The sequence below is a fragment of the Chryseobacterium sp. JM1 genome (assembly GCF_000737715.1).
Classification (GTDB): domain Bacteria; phylum Bacteroidota; class Bacteroidia; order Flavobacteriales; family Weeksellaceae; genus Chryseobacterium.
Genome location: NZ_JPRN01000003.1, coordinates 505,755 through 525,735, shown reverse-complemented (window position 1 = coordinate 525,735; position 19,981 = coordinate 505,755). Strand labels below are relative to the sequence as shown.

General features: G+C 37.8%; 21 protein-coding genes. 13 read left to right on the top strand and 8 right to left on the bottom strand.

What is annotated here, in order from left to right:
• Positions 1-65: 65 nt before the first annotated feature.
• The 4 genes from IW22_RS07430 to IW22_RS07415 form a co-directional block, all read right to left on the bottom strand.
• Complete coding sequence (locus IW22_RS07430; RefSeq protein ID WP_034725368.1) at positions 66-716, bottom strand: outer membrane beta-barrel protein; 651 nt, start codon at positions 714-716, stop codon at positions 66-68.
• A gap of 457 nt (positions 717-1,173) precedes the next feature.
• Positions 1,174-1,671 (bottom strand): hypothetical protein, encoded by a 498-nt coding sequence (locus IW22_RS07425; protein ID WP_034725366.1) that lies wholly within the window; start codon positions 1,669-1,671, stop codon positions 1,174-1,176.
• A 145-nt stretch (positions 1,672-1,816) separates the two neighbouring features.
• A complete protein-coding gene (locus IW22_RS07420; RefSeq protein ID WP_034725365.1) occupies positions 1,817-2,482 on the bottom strand; it encodes a porin family protein in 666 nt (221 codons plus the stop codon).
• A 134-nt stretch (positions 2,483-2,616) separates the two neighbouring features.
• The gene (locus IW22_RS07415; RefSeq protein ID WP_034725364.1) at positions 2,617-3,573 is read right to left on the bottom strand and encodes a PhoH family protein; all 957 of its coding nucleotides are present in this window, start codon (positions 3,571-3,573) and stop codon (positions 2,617-2,619) included.
• Positions 3,574-3,710: 137 nt separating this feature from the next.
• Between IW22_RS07415 and IW22_RS07410 the strand changes: the two genes are divergently transcribed.
• The 4 genes from IW22_RS07410 to IW22_RS07400 all read left to right on the top strand — a co-directional run bounded on the left by IW22_RS07410 (position 3,711) and on the right by IW22_RS07400 (position 6,492).
• Positions 3,711-4,538: an S-adenosyl-l-methionine hydroxide adenosyltransferase family protein gene (locus tag IW22_RS07410; RefSeq protein WP_034725363.1), complete on the top strand. Its 828-nt coding sequence runs from the start codon at positions 3,711-3,713 to the stop codon at positions 4,536-4,538.
• A gap of 63 nt (positions 4,539-4,601) precedes the next feature.
• Positions 4,602-5,918, top strand: coding sequence for a dihydrolipoamide acetyltransferase family protein (locus IW22_RS07405; protein ID WP_034725362.1), 1,317 nt, complete (start codon positions 4,602-4,604; stop codon positions 5,916-5,918).
• Between the two features lie 32 nt (positions 5,919-5,950).
• Positions 5,951-6,142 (top strand): hypothetical protein, encoded by a 192-nt coding sequence (locus IW22_RS24230; RefSeq protein ID WP_131401702.1) that lies wholly within the window; start codon positions 5,951-5,953, stop codon positions 6,140-6,142.
• Positions 6,139-6,492 (top strand): hypothetical protein, encoded by a 354-nt coding sequence (locus tag IW22_RS07400; protein ID WP_034725360.1) that lies wholly within the window; start codon positions 6,139-6,141, stop codon positions 6,490-6,492. Before IW22_RS24230 ends, IW22_RS07400 begins: the two co-directional genes overlap by 4 nt.
• A 299-nt stretch (positions 6,493-6,791) precedes the next feature.
• On the opposite strand, the gene IW22_RS07395 is transcribed toward IW22_RS07400, so the two are convergent.
• Both IW22_RS07395 and IW22_RS07390 read right to left on the bottom strand, forming a co-directional pair.
• Entirely contained in the window at positions 6,792-7,160 is a 369-nt protein-coding gene (locus tag IW22_RS07395) for a winged helix-turn-helix transcriptional regulator (protein WP_051891139.1), read from the bottom strand.
• Positions 7,161-7,373: 213 nt separating this feature from the next.
• Complete coding sequence (locus tag IW22_RS07390; RefSeq protein WP_034725358.1) at positions 7,374-8,204, bottom strand: NAD(P)H-binding protein; 831 nt, start codon at positions 8,202-8,204, stop codon at positions 7,374-7,376.
• Positions 8,205-8,398: 194 nt separating this feature from the next.
• On the opposite strand from IW22_RS07390, the gene IW22_RS07385 reads away from it, so the two are divergent.
• From IW22_RS07385 to rplI, 4 genes are all read left to right on the top strand, one after another.
• A complete protein-coding gene (locus IW22_RS07385; protein ID WP_034725660.1) occupies positions 8,399-9,751 on the top strand; it encodes a chloride channel protein in 1,353 nt (450 codons plus the stop codon).
• A 339-nt stretch (positions 9,752-10,090) separates the two neighbouring features.
• A complete protein-coding gene (rpsF, locus tag IW22_RS07380) occupies positions 10,091-10,432 on the top strand; it encodes a 30S ribosomal protein S6 (protein WP_034706729.1) in 342 nt (113 codons plus the stop codon).
• Between the two features lie 32 nt (positions 10,433-10,464).
• Entirely contained in the window at positions 10,465-10,767 is a 303-nt protein-coding gene (rpsR, locus tag IW22_RS07375) for a 30S ribosomal protein S18 (RefSeq protein ID WP_034706728.1), read from the top strand.
• Between the two features lie 169 nt (positions 10,768-10,936).
• Positions 10,937-11,455, top strand: a complete 519-nt coding sequence (rplI, locus tag IW22_RS07370) for a 50S ribosomal protein L9 (RefSeq protein ID WP_034725357.1) — start codon at positions 10,937-10,939, stop codon at positions 11,453-11,455.
• Positions 11,456-11,716: 261 nt separating this feature from the next.
• Here the strand turns inward: rplI and IW22_RS07365 are convergent, their stop codons facing one another.
• Positions 11,717-12,622: a helix-turn-helix domain-containing protein gene (locus IW22_RS07365; RefSeq protein WP_228384013.1), complete on the bottom strand. Its 906-nt coding sequence runs from the start codon at positions 12,620-12,622 to the stop codon at positions 11,717-11,719.
• 35 nt (positions 12,623-12,657) lie between these two features.
• On the opposite strand from IW22_RS07365, the gene IW22_RS07360 reads away from it, so the two are divergent.
• The 4 genes from IW22_RS07360 (at position 12,658) to IW22_RS07345 (ending at position 18,408) form a co-directional block, all read left to right on the top strand.
• On the top strand, positions 12,658-13,995 hold the full coding sequence (locus tag IW22_RS07360) for a TolC family protein (RefSeq protein ID WP_228384012.1): 1,338 nt from the start codon (positions 12,658-12,660) through the stop codon (positions 13,993-13,995).
• 5 nt (positions 13,996-14,000) lie between these two features.
• Positions 14,001-15,047 carry an HlyD family secretion protein gene (locus IW22_RS07355; protein WP_034725352.1) on the top strand — a complete coding sequence of 349 codons (1,047 nt, stop codon included), beginning with the start codon at positions 14,001-14,003 and terminating at the stop codon, positions 15,045-15,047.
• Between the two features lie 392 nt (positions 15,048-15,439).
• Positions 15,440-17,002: a hypothetical protein gene (locus IW22_RS07350; RefSeq protein WP_131401701.1), complete on the top strand. Its 1,563-nt coding sequence runs from the start codon at positions 15,440-15,442 to the stop codon at positions 17,000-17,002.
• A 20-nt stretch (positions 17,003-17,022) separates the two neighbouring features.
• Positions 17,023-18,408 carry an aldehyde dehydrogenase gene (locus tag IW22_RS07345; protein ID WP_262483625.1) on the top strand — a complete coding sequence of 462 codons (1,386 nt, stop codon included), beginning with the start codon at positions 17,023-17,025 and terminating at the stop codon, positions 18,406-18,408.
• A gap of 33 nt (positions 18,409-18,441) precedes the next feature.
• Here the strand turns inward: IW22_RS07345 and IW22_RS07340 are convergent, their stop codons facing one another.
• Positions 18,442-19,014, bottom strand: coding sequence for a thioredoxin family protein (locus IW22_RS07340; protein WP_034725348.1), 573 nt, complete (start codon positions 19,012-19,014; stop codon positions 18,442-18,444).
• 82 nt (positions 19,015-19,096) lie between these two features.
• Between IW22_RS07340 and IW22_RS07335 the strand changes: the two genes are divergently transcribed.
• Positions 19,097-19,981 carry a lysophospholipid acyltransferase family protein gene (locus tag IW22_RS07335; protein WP_034725347.1) on the top strand — a complete coding sequence of 295 codons (885 nt, stop codon included), beginning with the start codon at positions 19,097-19,099 and terminating at the stop codon, positions 19,979-19,981.

Here is a 19,981-nt window from a genome sequence, read left to right as displayed (position 1 = left end):
TAGTGGTAAAAAAAAAGCCCTAAAATAAATCTTAGGGCTTTCTATTTTGATAAATGCTTTGTTAATTACTTAGCAAATACATATTTAACTCCGAAAGTTACAGCTGATAAATTCAATCCGAACTTGTAGTTGTTTACGCTTTTAGCACCATCAACATCAAATTTAGAAGTGTTGTATCCGAATTCACCGAAAGTAGCTTCAATGCTCCAATTTTTGTTTAGGAAATAATCTAAACCTGGCTTAATGTTAACCCCGATTGAAGTGTAGTTAGATTTAGTAGAAGTAGATGCAGTAGTAGTAGAACCACCAATAGTAGTAGTTGAAGTACCTTCTTCTTTAACCTGACCAAATTCCATTGGAACTTCTAATTGACCGAAGATATATAATTTGTCAGCAATAGTCCAGTATTTTCTTACGAAAGGAGCTACAACAAATGCAGATTCTGTATTTTTATCTTCAGAAGTAATTAGAGAGTTTTTTGTAGTTTCTGTAGTTTTGTCATTTTTATAACCAACACCTAAACCAACAGCTAAATTAGTTCCTACAAAATATCCTACAGTTGGAAGAACTTTGAAGCTTTCTACTTTAGAATCATCATTGTTATTTTCTTTTTGAGAATAACCTACCTGTCCTGAAATATAAGTTGTTCCTTTTGCAATCTGTGCATTAGATAAACCGAAAAGTGCAATGGCACCAGCTAATACTAATTTTTTCATTTTATAATAATTTTAATACTTTCTGAGGGCAAATTTACAGTGGGTCCGGCTAATATTAAAATTTGTTAACGTGATTAATATCATTGATGAACATTGATGTTTTCCGAAAATAAAACGTACTAATTATAGGCTTTTGTTTTTTTCACAATATTTAGAATAAAAAAACTACAATTTATCAACAGGAGTGAAATATACTTAACTTTTTAGATTTTCCATTTTCTTTTAAATTCATGTTTATTTCTGATTATCATAAATGACAATGCTCTAAAACGTTAATATTTAAGAGATTAGTCTTAAAATTAAACAAATGTTTATTATTTGAGATAAATTCACTCCCCAAATCTGCTAAAGACATAAATTCATCCGGAATACCCAATCATATCAGATATTCATTGGTATTCAAATAAAAAAACTCCAGCTAAAAAGCCGGAGTTTGATGTATTATTCTTAATATTTCTTATTTAAGGAAGAAATTGAATCCAAGATTCACGGCACCTACGTTCCAGCTGGAGGTATACCAGCCATAGTCACGTCTGTTGCTGATCGTCTGATATCCTAAATACAGTTCACCTTTTTTCATCTGGTAACCAAATTTAGGCTGCGCGTAGAAACCACCGTCTACTCCATCTTTTACAGAAATCCCATACCCAAGATCCAATCCTACAAAGACAGGTGCTCCCGAGAATTTGTATTTTCCGGAAACCGCAACAGGAATAAACCCGAAATCATCAAAATGATCTTTTCCGAAGAAATGAGAATATCCTGTGGTAACCCCAAGATCAAGACCTTTTGTAATGTTCCACATATAAGCAGCATCCACTCCTAATGTAAAGGAAGATGCATCGCTGGCATCACTTACCGGAATACCGATGTGACCTCCAAGCTTAAACCCTTCCTGCGCGTGCGCAGCAGTACCCAACAGCGCAAAAGCACCCAGTAAAAATAGTTTTTTCATTATTTAAATAGTTTGATTGATACCACAAAATTAATAATTATTTTCTTCATTAACATAAAATTAACAAAGTACATTCATTGTAATAATAAAAAAGCGGGACAAAAATTTGTCCCGCTATGTATCTTTTCGTTAAGCTTCTGAAGAATTAGTTTCCTCCGAATTTGAAACCGATACCCACCTGTAAAAAGCTGTTAGTGGTTTTCTCACCATTCACAGGATTTTTAGCTAAGTTGGATACTCCCATATTATATCTGGCATCAAAGAATAATCCGTTTTCCAACGCATACTCAGCACCTAAGAAAGGAGCAATATTCAACGTATTCGTCTGGTCTTTAATATCCGTTTCATCATCAGCACCAAGCTCTAATCCTGGAATTAATCCTCCAAAATTTAAGTCGGTTACCGTTTTAGATTTTGCAGTAAGGATATATCCAAAACTTGCCCCTGCAGAAACTGATAAACCTTCAGTGATGAAATATTTGGCAGAAACAGGAACCAATAAAGTACCGAAAGTCATTTTGTTTTGAACTTTGATCAATTCATTGTCTTCATCCTCAACACTTTTGGATACTTTCCCTCCTAATTGGGAATATAAAACTTCCCCTTGCAAACCAAATTTATCACTGATTTTATATTCAACCATACCTCCCACATAGAAAGTATGCAATGGATCTGTGCTTTCTGATTCTCCGCTGCTTTTAAATTTAAGGGTAGATAAAGAATAACCGGCTTTAGGACCGAATCTTAATTCCTGAGCGCTTAAGTTGGCGCCTAGTACAGCCACAGCTGCAATAAGTAGAATTTTTTTCATGAGTTATTGTTAGTATTCGGCTGTAAAACTAAGTCTTTTTTTTAAAACACCAAATAGTGCTTAAAAATATTCTCTCAAACATATAGTTCTAAGCATAAAATTCACAGAAAAAAATTACATCTCAGTCTTTTATCTTAATCTTTAAGTCTTTTATCTTCCTCGTTGTACGCTAAAATAATTTTCTTCACGACCGGATGTCTTACTACATCCTCTTCCGTAAGGTGTACAAAACCTATTTCTTTAACATCTTTCAGAATTCTCATCGCTTCCTTCAGCCCCGATTGTTGTTTCGGTGGTAAGTCGATCTGCGTTGGATCTCCGGTGATGATGAACTTGGCATTCATCCCCATTCTGGTCAGGAACATTTTCATCTGGGCATGAGTGGTGTTCTGTGCTTCATCAAGAATCACAAAGGCATCATCAAGCGTACGACCTCTCATAAACGCTAACGGAGCTACTTCAATCACCTTTTTCTCCATAAAACCTTCCAGTTTTTCGTGAGGGATCATATCTCGAAGCGCATCATACAAAGGCTGTAAATACGGATCCAGCTTCTCTTTCAGGTCTCCGGGAAGGAATCCAAGGCTCTCTCCCGCTTCCACAGCAGGTCTTGTCAGGACGATTCTTTTCACTTCCTTATCTCTCAAAGCTCTCGCCGCCAAAGCCACACTGGTGTACGTTTTCCCGGTTCCTGCAGGACCAATGGCAAAAACCATATCCTTTTTCTCGGTTTCTTTGACCAGCCTTTTAAGATTGGTGGTTTTGGCTTTAATGATCTTACCGTTGACTCCCTTTACAATGATATCCTGATCAAAAACCAAATGTTTTTCATGCTCATCTTTGATGTTCAGAACATTTTCAACGTCTTTGAGGGCAATAGAATTGTTTTTGGAAATAAATTTTATGAGATCATCCAGTTTTAGTTTAAGTATGTCTAAAGCCTCCTGATTCCCCATCGCGAAGATAAAATGATCTCTTCCGGTGATCTTAAGCGTCGGAAAGCTTGATTTTAACAAATTGAAATATTGATTATTAACGCCATAGAAGGTCTTTACATCGACATCTTCCAAATCATATGTTAATTCAAACATGCAGTATTTTATTTTTATTAGATTTTAAAATTAAAGCTTTTTTTCAAATTTCTGTCAATTCTTTTCTACAATCTTTCGGGCTTTCTTTTTATTTTAGATAACTTTGCAGTAAACACTATTTATTCTACTACCAATTCATGTCAATTATTACCCTTACTTCGGATTTCGGACATTTAGATTACAGAGTCGCCGCTGTGAAAGGCAAGGTTCTGTCTCTAAACCCTAAGGTGAATATTATTGATATATCCCACGATATCCAGGCATTCAATCTTATACAGACATCGTATATTGTTCGGAATGCTTATAAATATTTTCCTAAAGGCACTATTCATATCCTGTCTGTAGACAGTTTTTATCATAAATCAAGAAAAAACATCCTTTACAAAGCAGACGGCTCCTATTTTCTGGCGGCAGATAACGGACTTCTGGGTCTTATATTCTTCGACATTAAACCTGAAGCGATCTATGAAATCACTTTGAACACCCGTTTTGACGACATCGTGAATTTCACTTCCACAGATGTTTTTGTCCCGGTGGCAGTCCATTTGGCTAATGGCGGGCTTCCTGAAGTCATCGGACGGAAGATAGATTCAGCCAAAGAACTTCTTTTCCCGAAACCGGTTTTCAATGAATCTGAAAAGATGATCATTGGGGAAGTCACCTATATTGATAATTTCGGAAATATAATCTCAAATATCAGTAAAGACTTTTTTGAAAGCACCGGCAAAGGCAATGAAGGTTTCACTATAAAATTCAGAAATTTAACACTTTCGCGCGTCTTTTCAAGTCATACGGAAGTGGTTTCGGACTGGGAAAGGGAAACAGAATTCCACGGACAGTCGGCAGCGATCTTCAATGACAGTCAGCTATTGGAGCTTACGATCTATAAAGGAAGCAAGAAAAACGGGGCTAAAAGCCTGTTTGGACTCAATGTAGGCGAGAATATTTATGTTGAATTTGTCTAAGATTATATATTTCATAAAAAAACCGATTTTTTTTATATATTTGTCAAAATCTAAAAATTAAAAATGGCAGAATACAAATTATTGCTTCCTTCCATGGGAGAAGGTGTTATGGAAGCGACGATTATCACTTGGTTATTCAATGAAGGTGATAATGTAAAAGAGGATGATTCCGTAGTTGAAATTGCAACAGATAAGGTAGATTCAGACGTTCCGACACCAGTTTCGGGGAAAATTGTAAAAATCCTGAAACAGAAGGACGAGGTTGCTAAAGTTGGTGAGGCCATTGCCATTTTAGAAATTGAGGGAGAAGGAGGAAATACAGCATCAGAAGAAGTGAAAACAGAAGCTCCTGCAGCTGCTCCGGATACTGAAACGTTAAAAACCATTGAAGAGCCGTTACAGGCTGCAGCCAATGTAGAATTCTCAGGAGACCTTTACCTGTCGCCGTTAGTAAAATCTATCGCACAGCAGGAAAACATCTCTGAAACTGAGTTGAAGTCTATCAAAGGAAGCGGTTTAGAAGGAAGAATTACAAAAGAAGATATATTAGCATACGTTTCCAACAGAGGAAACCAGCCGGCTCAGCAAGCAGCTCCTGCACAACAGGCTTCTGCTCCTGCAGCACCAAAAGCTCCTGCTTCAGCACCGGTTTCTACAATTTCTACAGCAGCGGGTGATGAGATCATTCCAATGGACAGAATGAGAAAGATCATTGCTGAGAACATGGTGAAAGCAAAACATATTGCTCCGCACGTGACTTCTTTCATCGAAACAGACGTTACCAACGTTGTAAAGTGGAGAAACAAGCATAAAGATATTTTCGAGAAACGTGAAGGTGAAAAACTGACGTTCATGCCGATTTTCGTGAAAGCTATTGTAAAAGCTATTCAGGATTTCCCTATGATCAATGTTTCTATCAGTGGCGAAAACATCATTAAGAAGAAAAATATCAACATCGGTATGGCCACTGCTTTACCAGACGGAAACCTTATAGTTCCGGTTATTAAAAATGCTGATCAGTTATCTCTTTCAGGTTTGGCTAAAGCGATCAATGATTTAGCGTACAGAGCGAGAAACAAGAAATTAAGACCAGAAGATACACAAGGAGCTACGTACACGATTTCTAACGTAGGAAGTTTTGGAAACCTGATGGGTACGCCTATTATTCCTCAGCCTCAGGTAGCAATTTTAGCGATTGGTGCTATCGTAAAGAAGCCTGCAGTTCTTGAAACTAAAGATGGTGACGTGATTGCGATCCGTCAGTTGATGTTCATGTCTCACTCTTATGACCACAGAGTGGTAGACGGATCTTTAGGTGGAATGATGCTTAAACATGTTCATGACTACCTTCAGAACTGGGATCTGAATACAGAAATATAAAAACAAAATAAACCCGTAATCTAAATAAGAACATGAAAAACGCAACATTAATTGCCATGATTTCAGTAGGAGTCATTATCCTTATTGATCTTGTTCAAATTATATCCAGTTTTTTTGAGTTCTACTCCATGAGCTTATTTAGATTATTCGGAATCTTAAACCTGATTGCTTTTGTCGGGGTATTACAGTTCTTTGTGAAACTTTACAATAAGCAAAAAGAATGAGTCCGGAACTGAGAAAGCTGTTTGAGATCAAGCAGGAAGACGAGGAGAAAAAGATCAGTCAACCCACTGATCAAAATGTTAAAAATCATATTTTAATACGTCTTGCTGTACTTATCACCGGAACACTTGGTTTTGCCTTTCTCATCAATGGTGCAGAAGGATGGGGAGCAGTGGCTTTGGTTATATTTATGGCGATCTTCCACGGAATATGGCTTCTTTATATCATCATTGAAACCATGATTCTGCAAAGCAAAAAGAAATTTATTCTCAGGAATATTAATCTTGTTTTTATTCTTATTCTATTACTAATTTATGGTATCGGGAGTATTTTCCTTTTCGGATTCGCCTGACACTCACACATACAACGTAAAAAGCTTCCTCCGGGAAGCTTTTTTTTAATTTTAATGATCATTCTTGTGATCTTTCAATTTTAAATCTTAAGGCATTTGTGAAAATGTTTTGTTTCACGCAAAGATTGATGTAAAATGCTTTTTAGTTCGAGCAAAGCAAAGGTGGCGGTATAGCCACTGATTAAGCGTATGGATAAAACACTCGCTTAGTCGAATCAATGCAATTGATTCCCTTCTTTGTGTTTCTTAAAGTATGCAGTATCAGAATCAAACTTTGCGTTAAAAAAATAAACGTCTTATTATTCTCCTTTCAAACTGTCAATTACTTTTCCTCTATGCATTTCCCCCCAATTAATCAGCTCTATGATTAACGGTTTCAATGATTTTCCGTGGTGTGTAAGCTCATATTCTGCCTGAGCCGAATAAATCGAAGTTTTTCTGATCAGCAAATTTGTTTCAAGTTTTTTAAGCTCAATAGAAAGCATCCGATCTGTGATCTGACCGATCATTACTGATATTTCCCTGAATCTTTTAGGCTCATCCAGAAGAACAGCTATGATTTTCATTCTCCATTTTCCGTTGACCGCTTCCAAAGCATCACCGATGGACAATAATACTTTTGATGAGTTTAACGGACATTGGGAGTTTCCCGGTTCTTCTTCTTTCATGCGCTTGTCTTTTAAGTTCTACATTTACAACGTACAGTAAAAGTAAGAAACTTAACCAACTAAGAAAAGTTAATGATTAAGGAAGTTTGAAGCTGGAAGAGGATAATTATTTACGTGAAAGAAACTATTGAAATCCTTTTTACTATTTTCAGACTACTTCGAAATTCAAAACCAATAGTAACCTCCATCCTCCCTCTCCCATCTCCCAACCTTTTACTTAAACTCGTTTGCGTGGACAAACTCATTGAATTTTTTCGGATTCCGGCCTAAGATTTTTTGAATTCCATCGCCTGTGCTTTCATTCCGTCCGTCTAAAATTTCATCAAATGCAACAGCCATATGTCCGGCTGCAAATGGGGGCAAGCCAACCTGTATGAGTAGTTCTCTGTATTCATCTTTTTCCAGAAAATTGTATTGAATGTTACGGTTCAATTTTGCACCAATCATTTTAACAGCTTCTTCAAAAGTCAATAATTCACTTCCCGTTATTTCATAGATCTCGCCATTATGTTTTTCATTCGTCAAACATTCAACCACAGCATCCGACAGGTCATCCAGGTCCACAAACGGTTCTTTTACAGAGCCAGCCATGAAGGTAACCTCTCCGGACTGTACGCCATGCAGAAAATGTCCTTCACTAAAATTCTGATTAAACCATGCTGAACGTACAATAGCCCATTTCAACGGTGAACTGATCAAAATACGTTCACAGTCTTCCACCGATTCCTGGCCACGTCCTGAAAGTAAAACCGCTTTGGACACGGAATTTTCAACCATAGCATTGACCAGTTCTATTATCTGTTCCTCCGCACCAGGAATGGAGGTATCCGGATGTACAATGTATACCTTCTCAATATTCTTCAAGGCCTGATCATAGGAAGCCAAATTATTCCAGTCGAAAAAACGGGCATCTTCATTCACATCATCCTTTACACGAACTGTAGAAAAGACGGTATATCCAAGAGTTTTCAATTTCTTTACTACACGGCGGCCGTTTTTTCCTCCACCACCAATCACCAGGATATTTCCAATTATTGTTTTCATATTCTTTAATTTAAAGTACAAATCTATGTCTATTGAATGCTGCGTTATGCTTAACTATCATGGAGTATAGCGCTCTTTTCATTCTGTTTTTTCAATCAACCATCATTAAACAGCTTAATTTTTTTACTGCAGATATTTTCAGATACCATCTAATTTTCCTACTTTTCAGTTCAATAAAATGTCCCGGTCCACAAATGCTGAAAATTTTCTCCCTCTTACGGAAAGGCCTTAAAAAGTCTTTTGACAACATAAGAAACGAACAACTGAAGAACAATCTGCTTCAGGCAATTCCTTTCTGGATCGGTTCAGTGATCACCGGTTTTTTTGCGGTGATGTACGCCAAGATATTCGCATGGGGAGAGCATCTGCTGAATTTCATCATGAACTGGCATGCATGGATGATCTTCATCATTGCACCTATCGGTTTTGTGCTTTCGTGGTGGCTGGTAAAAGAATTTGCCCCCAATGCCAAAGGAAGCGGGATTCCACAGGTTATGGCCGCCGTAGAGCTTGCCAATCCCAAGGAACATACAAAGATCAGAAGCCTTTTAAGCCTTAAAATCATTGTTTTTAAAATCATTTCATCTGTTGTTCTGGTTATCGGTGGTGGCGCTGTAGGTCGTGAAGGACCAACGATACAGATTGCAGGTTCTGTATTCCGGAAGGTCAATGAATATCTTCCGCACTGGTGGCCGAAAATTTCCAAGAAAAACATGATTATGACAGGTGCAGCGGCAGGTCTTGCAGCGGCATTCAATACGCCTTTGGGAGGAATTGTATTTGCGGTAGAAGAACTTTCAAAAACACATATCAACTATTTCAAGACAGCATTGTTCACAGCTGTTATCATTGCAGGTTTAACAGCTCAGACATTAGCAGGTTCTTATTTATATTTAGGATATCCTAAAACCAATGATGTTTCTTTAATGGTCATGTTTCCAATTATTCTTGTAGCCGGAACAGCAGGTATTCTGGCCAGCCAGCTTTCTGTCATGATGCTTAAAATGAGTGACTGGAAGAAAAGAAAATTAAAAACGGACCAGGCCAATATCATTTTTCTTGTGATCTGCGCATTGTTTATTGCTTCTATAGCCTATTTCATTAACAGGGAAATTCTAGGCTCCGGAAAGGAAATTATGGAGCGTGTTCTTTTCACAAAGGATAAGCATGAAGAATGGTATGTCCCGATCTTAAGAATGCTTGGCCCTGCCCTTTCTTTTACATCGGGCGGTGCGGGCGGAATTTTTGCTCCTGCCCTTACAGCCGGCGCGAGTATAGGTTCCGTGATTTCAGGAGCTATTCATTTAACTCCCAACGAAACCAATGTAGTCATCCTCGCTGGAATGGTCGCATTTCTTACCGGAATTACAAGAGCTCCGTTTACATCAGCTATTATTGTTTTGGAAATGACGGACAGACATTCCCTTATTTTCCACCTTATGCTGGCGGGAATGGTTTCATCCATAGCTTCTATTCTGGTAAGCAGACATTCTTTATATGATGTGATTAAGGTGAATTTCCTGACAGAGATCAGGGAGAAGGAATAGTTTTCGGAATGCGGGGTTTGAGAGTTGGAGAGTTTTTGGGTTGGAGAGTTTCGGAATACGGGATGCTAGTTGCTAGTTGCTGGTTATTGGTTATTGGTTTAATAAATTAGGTTGATGAAGTCATTGTTCTATGTCTGTTTGATTAAATGCATCAAACTGATTACAACTTAAAATTCACCATTAGCATTTTCTAACCTCAGTCACAACCTTAACCTTAATCTCTCATATCTTGTATCTGTTGCCTAAAATCCGCCTACAAATATTCACCCAAGTATTGCATATTCCAAATATATTCTCTAATTTTGCACCTCGAAATAATTAACAAATTCATTTAACATTATGAACAATTACGAAACTGTTTTCATTTTAACTCCCGTTCTATCTGATGCTCAGGTAGAGGAAGCAGTGAAAAAATTTGAAGATCTTTTAAAAGAAAAGAACTGTGAAATCGTTGCCAAAGAAAACTGGGGATTAAAAAAACTAGCTTATCCAATTCAATTGAAAAAGAATGGATTCTACACTTTAATCGAGTTTAAAGGTGAAGGTACTGTAGTAGCTGATTTAGAATTAGCATTCAAACGTGACGAGAGAGTAATCCGTTACCTGACTACAAAACTTGACAAGCACGCTGTTGAGTATGCTGTAACTAGAAGAACTAAAATCAAAGCGGCTAGAGCTTAATTATTAACCCTATTTTTTAAAAAAGACAAGACATGGCAATAGATGAAATGGCTAAACAAGCCTCAGCTGGAGGAGAATCAGAAGTAAAATTCCTTACTCCACTTGATATCAATACAAAATCTGAAAAGAAATATTGTAGATTCAAAAAATACGGAATTAAGCACGTTGATTACAAAGATGCTGACTTCTTATTACAGTTCGTAAACGAGCAAGGTAAGATCTTACCAAGAAGATACACTGGAACTTCTTTAAAATACCAAAGAAAAGTTTCTGCTGCTATCAAAAGAGCAAGACACCTTTCTTTACTACCTTACGTAGCTGACTTATTGAAATAAGACAAAAAAAAATAAATAGAAGAAGAGGGCAACCTCTTCTTTTGTTGCTGAATAAATAATTTAATTCTAACTTGATTTTAGATAAAAGATCTACAGATTTAGATAAAGGCACTGTCTCACATCTAACTTCTAATTTCTAACATCTAGATTCTAAAAAAGGACAACAACAATGGATATCATTCTAAAAAAAGACGTAGAAAACTTAGGACTTGAGTTTGATACAGTAAGCGTAAAGCCAGGTTATGCAAGAAACTTCTTACTTCCTCAAGGAATTGCTCTTTTAGCTACTCCTAAAAACAAAGCAGCTCTTGAAGCTACTTTAGAGGCTAGAAAAGAAGAAGAAGCTAAACTTATCGCTACAGCTAACGGTGTAGTAGATCAATTGAAGAAAACTTCTATCACTATTCCTGCAAAAGTAGGTTCTGGTGACAAGTTATTCGGATCTATCAACAATTCTGATCTTTCTGACGCTCTTGCTAAAGCTGGAGTTTCTGTAGAGAAGAAATACATCAAAATCCCAGGAAACACTATTAAGAGAACTGGTAGAGTTACTGCAAACATCAGACTTCACAGAAATGTTGAGTACAATTTCGAATTCGACATCGTATCTGATGCTCCGGTGGAAGCTCCTAAACCAGCTGCTCCTAAAGCAAAAGTAGTAGAAGAAACTCCTTCTGAAGAAGCATAAGCTTTAAAGAGATTTTCTCAAATATATGAACCACTTCGTTTGAAGTGGTTTTTTGTTTTATGAGAAGCTTAATCCCGCTATCCACTCATACTCCTCGCGCAGCTGCTTAGCCAACGCTTACTGCGGGGTAACCGTTTCTATCGGGGCTAAGGAAGCGGGTGACTTCGGGAGCCTCAGTCACCCGCTTCCTGTACTCTATCAACAATTATCAGAACATTCTTCATTAATTGGTGGATGAGGCTCCCGAAGTCACCAATACAATCACTCCCCTCCTCTCAATTTCTGCTGATACTCACTGGGTGGTATCCCGATTACTTTTTTAAATATATTACTGAATGACGATAGGCTGTTGTACCCTACCATCATGGCTATTTCGTACATATTGTATTTCCCCTCCATCATTAATTCCAGCGAGCGGGTAATCCTTAAAGCACGCAGAAAACGGACGTAATTCATACCTAAAATCTCTTTAAACCTTCTGGATAGGGTTCTTGTACTCATCCCGAATTCTTTTGCCGTAGATTCGATGGTAAGGGGTTTCTCAAGATTAGCGTGGATATACTTGGCAATCTTCAGAAGGGTCTCGTCTTTTGGAAACGGATGCTGAACGGGGAAAGCCAGTTTTTTATCTCTTTTTTCAGGAAGAATTCCTTTTAATGCTTTAAGGAAAAAATATTTATCGCCTTCATTTTTTGTGATTTTCCCATCCCAGTCTTTGGTATACAAAATCATTTCTCTGAGAAGATGACTGACGGAATAAATATTAATTTCATCAAAGAAGCCATTTTCATTTTCTTCTTTTTTAAAATAAAAATTATAAAACTCTACATTCGGACTGCTTGAAAAGATGTAATGAGGTGTTCCGGCCGGGATCCACATAAAGCATCTTGCCGGAAGATACCAGTGTTGGAGATCTGTAAAAATATGGACTATTCCACCCTCTGCATAAACCATCTGGGCAGAACTGTGATGATGAATGTCTGTCGTTATGCCTCCTGTAAACACATTATAGACATAAAATTCTGCATCATCTTCTTCTACTGCTTTAAAATGACTGTCGTTCATAGAATAAAGGTAAGAAGAAAATTTCACATTGGCGTAAATGAGCAAATCTTTTTCTGCTTTAACAAATAGGGTGCGATCCTGTGCAGCGTAACTTTGCAGCATCAAAATCATTTCAGCAAAAATCCCTTACTTAAATTATGAATATGACATTTAGCGCCTTCCAATACAGGTGTATGGCGTTGTCCTTACTGCTGACAGGCAGTTTTTTACACTCACAAATGACCGATTACCAGCATCTGAGTCTTCAACAGGCTATAGAGACCGGTTTGAAAAATAATAAGAATATCCGCATCAGCCATTTAAAGCAGGAAATGTCTGTCACGAAGGAGAAAGACCTGGCTATGGAAAAACTTCCGGATATTGAATTTCATACCAGCTACAATCAGGTGACCAATCTTTTTCAGCATCAGAATGGCTTTTTCAATAAAGCTACTAAATATGACATCATCAACGGAATGTATGACTTTACCCTTGCAGCATCCATTCCTGTGTATATGGGTGGAAAGATCAAGAATACAGAAAAGAAAGCAGCCATCGACACCGAAATTTCAGCTTTAAAAACCCATCAGGATGAAAGACAGCTGAAAATGGAAATCATTACGGCTTTTCTTCAGATTTATCACTTAAAGGAACAGCAAAGCCTGATCAACGATAAAATGAAGGAGGATTCCATCAACATCAAACAAGTGAAAGCTTTGAAAGCCAATGGCGTTGTTACGGTGAATGAAGTTCTGAGAACATCTTTACAGCTATCAAACCATACAATGAGCTGGACAGAGCTGGATAACGATATACAGATTGCAGAACATAAGCTTAAAACCATTCTTTCGCTTCCGGAAAGTCAGGAAATGCACGCAGACACGGAAGATCTGATCTCCGACAAAGCATCGGTTCCCTATATCGATGAGCTTACGGAAACGGCTTTACATCAAAATGAATCCGTAGAAATGACCCACAAAAACCTTTCGTTAAAACAATTGGATCAAAAAATCACGAAAGCGAATTATTTACCGAAAATCACCGCTGGCGGAGAATATTTTATCAAGTACCCGAATATGATGTTCTTCCCTCCCGAGCCTTATGCCTACCGTCTTGGGATGCTGGGTGTGAACCTTACCTATCCTATCGAAAACCTGTATAAAAATAAATACAAAATGCAGGAAGCCCGGGAAAATATTGATCTGGCCAAACTTCAGATCGAGGAAAACGATGAAAATGTACGGCATTATGTGTATGAAGCGTATAAGAAGTTTGAAGAAACGGATCAGAAGGTTAAAATCGCAGAGGAAGCCATTGGCCAGGCCAAAGAAAACTATAGAATTGTAAAGACAAAATATGCCAATAAATTAAGTCTTATCACCGAACTTATCGATGCAGACAATGCTTATCTGGAGGCTGAATCCAATCTTATCTCCGTAAAAATCAACCGACAATTAAAATATTACCAACTCCAGTACACGATTGGAAACTTATAAAAACTATGGCAAAGAAACAACTGACACAAAAGGAAAAAAGAATCAATAAAACGATCACGCTGCTGGCCTGGATTCTGATCATCAGCGGAATCACGGGAATGGTAAGCTTCTTCCTTTTCTCAAGAAAAAATGTCACCACGAATGATGCCCAGATCGAGCAATTTATTACGCCCGTTTCCAGCAAGGTTTCAGGGTTCATTAAAACGATACAGTTCGAAGAAAACCAGTTTGTACGAAAAGGAGATACACTGATCGTCATAGACAACAGAGAGTTTGTCAACCAGGTGAAAATGGCGGAAGCAGGCCTTCATGCGAATGCTGAAAACATCACCACCATTGAAAGCGGCGTCAATACCAAAGAAAGTGATTCCAAAATCATTGATGCTAAAATTGCTTCGGCCAAAATTGATATCTGGAGAACGGAACAGGATTTTAAGCGATACAAAAATTTAGTTTCAGAAGATGCCGCCACAGAACAGCAGTTTGAGAATGTAAAAGCTTCTTACGAACAGGCCAAAGCCAATCTTTTAGCCTTGGAACAGCAGAAAAATGCAGTGAGAGCCGGCGCCAATGAGCAGCAGACAAAAGTAGCTCCCGTCAAAAGCCAGATCCAGCAGAGCTCTGCAAGCCTTAACAATGCTAAGCTTTTTCTTTCCTACACCGTGATTACAGCACCTTATGATGGCTGGGTCGGGAAAAAGACCATCCAGGAAGGACAGCTTATTAAAGAAGGCCAGGCTTTGGTTCAAATGGTGAGCAAAGAAAAATGGATCATTGCCAATTATAAAGAAACCCAGCTTGGGCAGATCGATCCGAAACAGGAAGTTACGATCACGGCAGATGCTTATCCTGATATTGAATTTAAAGGAAAAGTCGTTTCCGTATCTCCCGCCTCTGGTTCACAGTTTTCCCTGGTAAAACCGGATAATGCCACCGGAAACTTCGTAAAAATTGAACAGCGATTTCCTGTGAAAATTATTCTCGATAACAATCAAAATAACGAAAAACTGCTTTCCGGGATGAATGTTCTGGTCAGTGCAAAGAAAATATAGCGTTTTTGTGTGGGAGGGTTTGAGAGTATTAGAGTATTAGAGTATTAGAGTATTAGAGTATTAGAGTATTAGAGTATTAGAGTATTAGAGTGAAAGATAACAGATATTGAATGGCATCATCATATTGTCTAATTATCAAATCAACACATTATCAAATTATCAAATCATCGCATCATCGCATCAACAAAACAGCCCATTAGATTTTTTCAGCGGAAAGACAGAACTGCAGCGACAGGCTTATGATGATTCGTAAGTATTTGTCAATTTACCTTTTACTTTTTTTACACCCTGCTCTTTTGTCTTTCCGTGTTTTTATCTTCCACCATCTCATCGCCAAATCATCAAATCATCAAATCATCAAATCAACACATCAACGAATCATCTCATCAACCATGCAACATAATACAGTTTATCACAAATGGGTACCACAATGGCTGAAACTGCCTCTTCTGGTGCTGGCTCTTTTTCCTCACCTAATGCTGTTGTCACTTTTGCATTCCAACAGCGCTTTCACGTCTTCGTTTATGGATGTAGATTCGGATGACATTCAGTATTTAATGATTTTGATGTACGGGACATTTGTGGTTACACTTTTGGTTTTACAGCGGTTTTTGGCATATTTCAGTGTGAAATACTATATCCTTCTGATGGCTTCTGTTTCTGTGATTATACTGTATGTTTTATCAGTTACGAATAATTATCAGGTTATTCTGGTGATCCGTTTTCTCGAAGGGATTTTCGGGTTGTTTGAAGGCGCTATTTTTCTTCCGTTAATTATTGCCGAATTAAAAACAAAACACGCCAAGGTGATAGCTTATCTGTTCATGTACACCATTATGCTTACCGGCGGAACCATCACCACTTCTTTATTGAAATCCAGTATTGAAGATTATGATTTCAAGCATATGATCCTGATGATGGCTTATTTTCACATCTTTGTTCTGATCATCGGAATCGCTCTTTTTAATACCAACAGATTTTTCCCTAAAATGCCACTCTATCAGCTCGACATCACAAGTTGGTTTCTCCTTTGGGCCTGTTTGCAGTCGGGAGGTTATGTTATTATTTACGGTAAAAGGCTGATGTGGCTGGAGTCTGACACGATTATCATGTGTTTTTTCATATTTCTGCTTTCCGGAGGATTATTTATGCTGAAGCAAAGGAATTCCAAAAGACCACTTTTTCATTACGAAGTTTTCAGTTCAAAAAACGTCATTGCAGGAATGATTATGTTCTTTATTTTCTATCTGATCCGGTCAGGCTTAAATAATGTATACAGCATTATGGCAACCGTCTGGAAATGGCCATGGGATTATATTGTCAATATTCAGTACTGGAATGTGGCCGGGACTTTATTGGGGGTTATTTTATCTGGAATTTGCCTGATGCGCGGCGTTTCTTCAAGAATTGTTTTCTTCACCGGATTTCTGCTTCTGGCCATTGATTGTGCATGGTTTACGTATACTTTTTATCCGGATACGACCCTTTCCACGATCTGTCCTCCTTTATTTTTACAAGGAATTGCACAGGGGCTGCTGTTTACGCCACTTGTTTTCTTTTTGATTTCCGGAATGCCGGAACAATATGTCGCCAATGCAACGGCCTTAGGAACCACGACCCGTTTCTGGACCACCGCCATTGGATATGCCTTAATGCAGAACCTGATGCTGTTTTTAACGTTAAAACATTCTGACACCTTAAGTTTCAATATGACCGATTCCAATCCTGTTTTCTACAGCCAGTGGAACCAGATTTTCGGTGCTAATCTGTCTAAACTGCCGGTTAATGAATCCCTGTCTATGACTGCCGGTGCATTTAAAGCAAAAATAACCGCTCAGTCGATCCTTCTTTCCAATATGGAAATTTTCACAGGACTTTTCTGGCTGGCACTGATTACGGCTTTTGCTTTACTGCTGTATCATCCTGTGAAAATTGCGGTGAGGAATATTATGTAATCGTTTAGGCCGAAAATTTGCTGTACTTCCAGAAATTTGATTTTATGGACATTCAGGAAATCGTATCCAGCCAACGGGCTTTTTTCAAAACCCAGCAGACGAAAAGTCTTAAGTTCAGGAAAATGTATCTTGAAAAACTACGGGATATTATTCTGAGGAGTGAAGATCTTTTATGTGAAGCTATTGATAAGGATTTTGGTAAGTCAAAGTTTGATACGTTTACCACAGAACTTTCTTTCGTGCTGAATGATATTCATTATTATTTGAAGAATTTAAATTCCCTTTCAAAACCTAAAAAAGTCACCACCAATCTGTCTAATCAGATCGGAAAAAGCAGTATTCATCCTGAACCGCTGGGCTGTGTTCTGGTTATTGGCGCCTGGAATTATCCTTATCAATTGTCACTCTCTCCTATGATCGCTGCATTGGCTGCAGGAAACTGCTGTATTTTAAAGCCGAGTGAAATAGCAGAAAATACAATGAAAGTGATGGCAAAACTCATCAATGAGAACTTTCCACCCGAGTATTTATATGTCTACGAAGGGGGCATTGATGAAACTACAGAACTTTTAAAACTGAAATTTGATAAAATATTTTTTACAGGAAGTACGAAAGTTGGAAAGATCGTGTACAAAGCTGCTGCAGAGCATTTAACACCCGCTGTTCTTGAATTGGGTGGAAAATCTCCTGCAATCGTCACTAAAGATGCAGACCTTGAAGTCGCTGCCAAAAGAATCGTTTGGGGAAAATTCCTCAATGCTGGACAAACCTGCGTGGCACCGGATTATCTGCTTGTAGAAGAATCCATTCATGAACAGTTTCTGGAAATGCTGAGAAAATATATCACGGAGTTCAAATACGAACCCGGTTCCGAACAGTATACAAGAATTATCAATCGTAAAAATTTTGACCGTCTCATAAAGCTTATCGACCAGAAGAAAATTTATTTTGGAGGAAATTCCGACGAATCGAAACTGCATATTGAACCTACCATCCTCAATAATGTAACTTGGGAAGATGATGTCATGCAGGAAGAGATTTTCGGTCCGATACTTCCCGTGATCAGCTTTACTCATTTTAATCCGATTTTAAATACTATTCTGGAACATGAAAAACCACTTGCGGCCTATCTGTTTACCCGTAATTCTGAGGAAAAAGAAGCTTTTACTTCGAAATTATCCTTTGGTGGCGGATGTATCAACGATGTGATTATGCATTTGGGTAATGAAAGGTTACCGTTTGGAGGTGTTGGAGCTTCCGGTATCGGAAATTACCATGGAAAATATGGTTTTGAAGCTTTTTCACATCAGAAATCGATCCTTGAAAAAGCAACCTGGGGCGAACCCAATATTAAATATCCTCCTTATTCTGAAAAGAAATTAAGTTGGATCAAGAAACTGTTGTAAATAAAAAAACCGGGAAATTTCCCGGTTGTACTTTTATGATTTAGGCGCCCACTGAGTAAAAAATTCTTTTACCTTTTCTTTGCTGTAGCCTTTACCTTCTTCCAGAACTGAACTGTCTTTCAGTACATGAATCATTTTTCCATTCTTATCCAAAACTATGAAAAAAGGATACCCCAGCTTTTCATTAATATCTACATATTTAGAAAAAACTTTTTCATTCTTATTCTCAGGAGAGAAATTCAAATGATAATACACATAGTTCTTATCTACGGTTTCCTTTAATTCAGGGCTACTTTGAACAAAATTATTAAAACGGAGACACCATATACACCAGTTTCCACCCGCCTGAATGATTATATTTTTTCCTTCTTTTTTAGCTTTGGCAATTACTTTATTGATATCAGCCTCTGCATTGGCTTTCGGATCGTAGGGTTTTGGAAGTTTCGCCTTTTCCTCACCTGCTTTCTTCTTCGCATCCAGTTCTGCATGGTCAGTTTTCACCAAAAGGGCGTTATCTTTATTTCTTCCTTCCGGTACATTTTTGGTTTCCTGGGAAAAAGCAATGACACTAAGTCCCAAAAAAGCTATGATTGACAATTTTTTCATAACATAAAAATAAAAAAAATTTTACACTTATTGCAAGCAAAAATAGAACCATAATTTTATTATCACTAGATTTGCATGTTTTATGGATTTCCTGATCAAAATATTATATTTCATCTCCAAACTTCCGCTCAAAGTATTGTATCTTTTCTCGGACGTTATGTTCTTCCTGAATTACTATTTGGTAGGCTACCGAAAGAACGTTATTACCCAGAATCTAAGAAACTCTTTTCCTGAAAAATCGGAAGAAGAGATCAGAGCCATACGAAAGAAATTCTATCTAAATTTTTCGGATTATCTGGTAGAAACCATCAAATCGTTCAGTATCTCTGAAACGGAAGCCAGAGTCAGAATGCAGCACATCAATCAGGAGATCTTCCATGAAGCTAAAGCTGAAGGCAAAAATGTAATCATGCTCGCAGGACACGTTTTCAACTGGGAATGGATGAATGCTTTCGCAAGAGTGATTCCACAAAAACACTGTCATCCCGTATACAGAAAGGTCAACAGCGATTTCTGGGAAAACCAGATGAAAAGAGTCAGAAACAAATTTGGAAATGAAGCGCTGGAAGCCAATGAAGTGATCTTGAATATTTTCAGATCTAAAAACGATGGTGAATCAGCTTATATGTTCGTGGCAGACCAAACGCCTCATGTTGCCCATGTGAATTACGGACTGGAGTTCCTTCACCAGAGAACGCCTGCATTTATAGGCTATGATAAACTGGCTACCAGAATGGATCTTGCTTTTATTTATTGTGAAATGAAGAAAGTAAAGCGGGGCTATTATCAGGTCAATTACCACAGAATTTATCCTGATGGTGAAAAATTTACAGAACATGAAGTGGTGAAGAAATTCCATAACCTTCTGGAAAACACACTTCGCAAGAACCCGGACAACTATCTTTGGTCTCACAGAAAATGGAAGTATCAAAGCTCGATTAAAACCTTTGATGGCAATAAAAAATAA

Bases quoted from the DNA above. Each gene is read 5' to 3' on its own strand.
- IW22_RS07430 (WP_034725368.1), bottom strand. From the start codon at position 716: ATGAAAAAATTAGTATTAGCTGGTGCCATTGCACTTTTCGGTTTATCT.
- IW22_RS07350 (WP_131401701.1), top strand. From the start codon at position 15,440: ATGCAACATAATACAGTTTATCACAAATGGGTACCACAATGGCTGAAA.
- IW22_RS07385 (WP_034725660.1), top strand. From the start codon at position 8,399: ATGCTGAAAATTTTCTCCCTCTTACGGAAAGGCCTTAAAAAGTCTTTT.
- IW22_RS07425 (WP_034725366.1), bottom strand. From the start codon at position 1,671: ATGAAAAAACTATTTTTACTGGGTGCTTTTGCGCTGTTGGGTACTGCT.
- IW22_RS07400 (WP_034725360.1), top strand. From the start codon at position 6,139: ATGAGTCCGGAACTGAGAAAGCTGTTTGAGATCAAGCAGGAAGACGAG.
- IW22_RS07395 (WP_051891139.1), bottom strand. From the start codon at position 7,160: ATGAAAGAAGAAGAACCGGGAAACTCCCAATGTCCGTTAAACTCATCA.
- IW22_RS07340 (WP_034725348.1), bottom strand. From the start codon at position 19,014: ATGAAAAAATTGTCAATCATAGCTTTTTTGGGACTTAGTGTCATTGCT.
- IW22_RS07420 (WP_034725365.1), bottom strand. From the start codon at position 2,482: ATGAAAAAAATTCTACTTATTGCAGCTGTGGCTGTACTAGGCGCCAAC.
- IW22_RS07365 (WP_228384013.1), bottom strand. From the start codon at position 12,622: ATGCTGCAAAGTTACGCTGCACAGGATCGCACCCTATTTGTTAAAGCA.
- rpsF (WP_034706729.1), top strand. From the start codon at position 10,091: ATGAACAATTACGAAACTGTTTTCATTTTAACTCCCGTTCTATCTGAT.
- rplI (WP_034725357.1), top strand. From the start codon at position 10,937: ATGGATATCATTCTAAAAAAAGACGTAGAAAACTTAGGACTTGAGTTT.
- IW22_RS07355 (WP_034725352.1), top strand. From the start codon at position 14,001: ATGGCAAAGAAACAACTGACACAAAAGGAAAAAAGAATCAATAAAACG.
- IW22_RS07410 (WP_034725363.1), top strand. From the start codon at position 3,711: ATGTCAATTATTACCCTTACTTCGGATTTCGGACATTTAGATTACAGA.
- IW22_RS07405 (WP_034725362.1), top strand. From the start codon at position 4,602: ATGGCAGAATACAAATTATTGCTTCCTTCCATGGGAGAAGGTGTTATG.
- IW22_RS07335 (WP_034725347.1), top strand. From the start codon at position 19,097: ATGGATTTCCTGATCAAAATATTATATTTCATCTCCAAACTTCCGCTC.
- IW22_RS24230 (WP_131401702.1), top strand. From the start codon at position 5,951: ATGAAAAACGCAACATTAATTGCCATGATTTCAGTAGGAGTCATTATC.
- IW22_RS07390 (WP_034725358.1), bottom strand. From the start codon at position 8,204: ATGAAAACAATAATTGGAAATATCCTGGTGATTGGTGGTGGAGGAAAA.
- IW22_RS07415 (WP_034725364.1), bottom strand. From the start codon at position 3,573: ATGTTTGAATTAACATATGATTTGGAAGATGTCGATGTAAAGACCTTC.
- rpsR (WP_034706728.1), top strand. From the start codon at position 10,465: ATGGCAATAGATGAAATGGCTAAACAAGCCTCAGCTGGAGGAGAATCA.
- IW22_RS07360 (WP_228384012.1), top strand. From the start codon at position 12,658: ATGAATATGACATTTAGCGCCTTCCAATACAGGTGTATGGCGTTGTCC.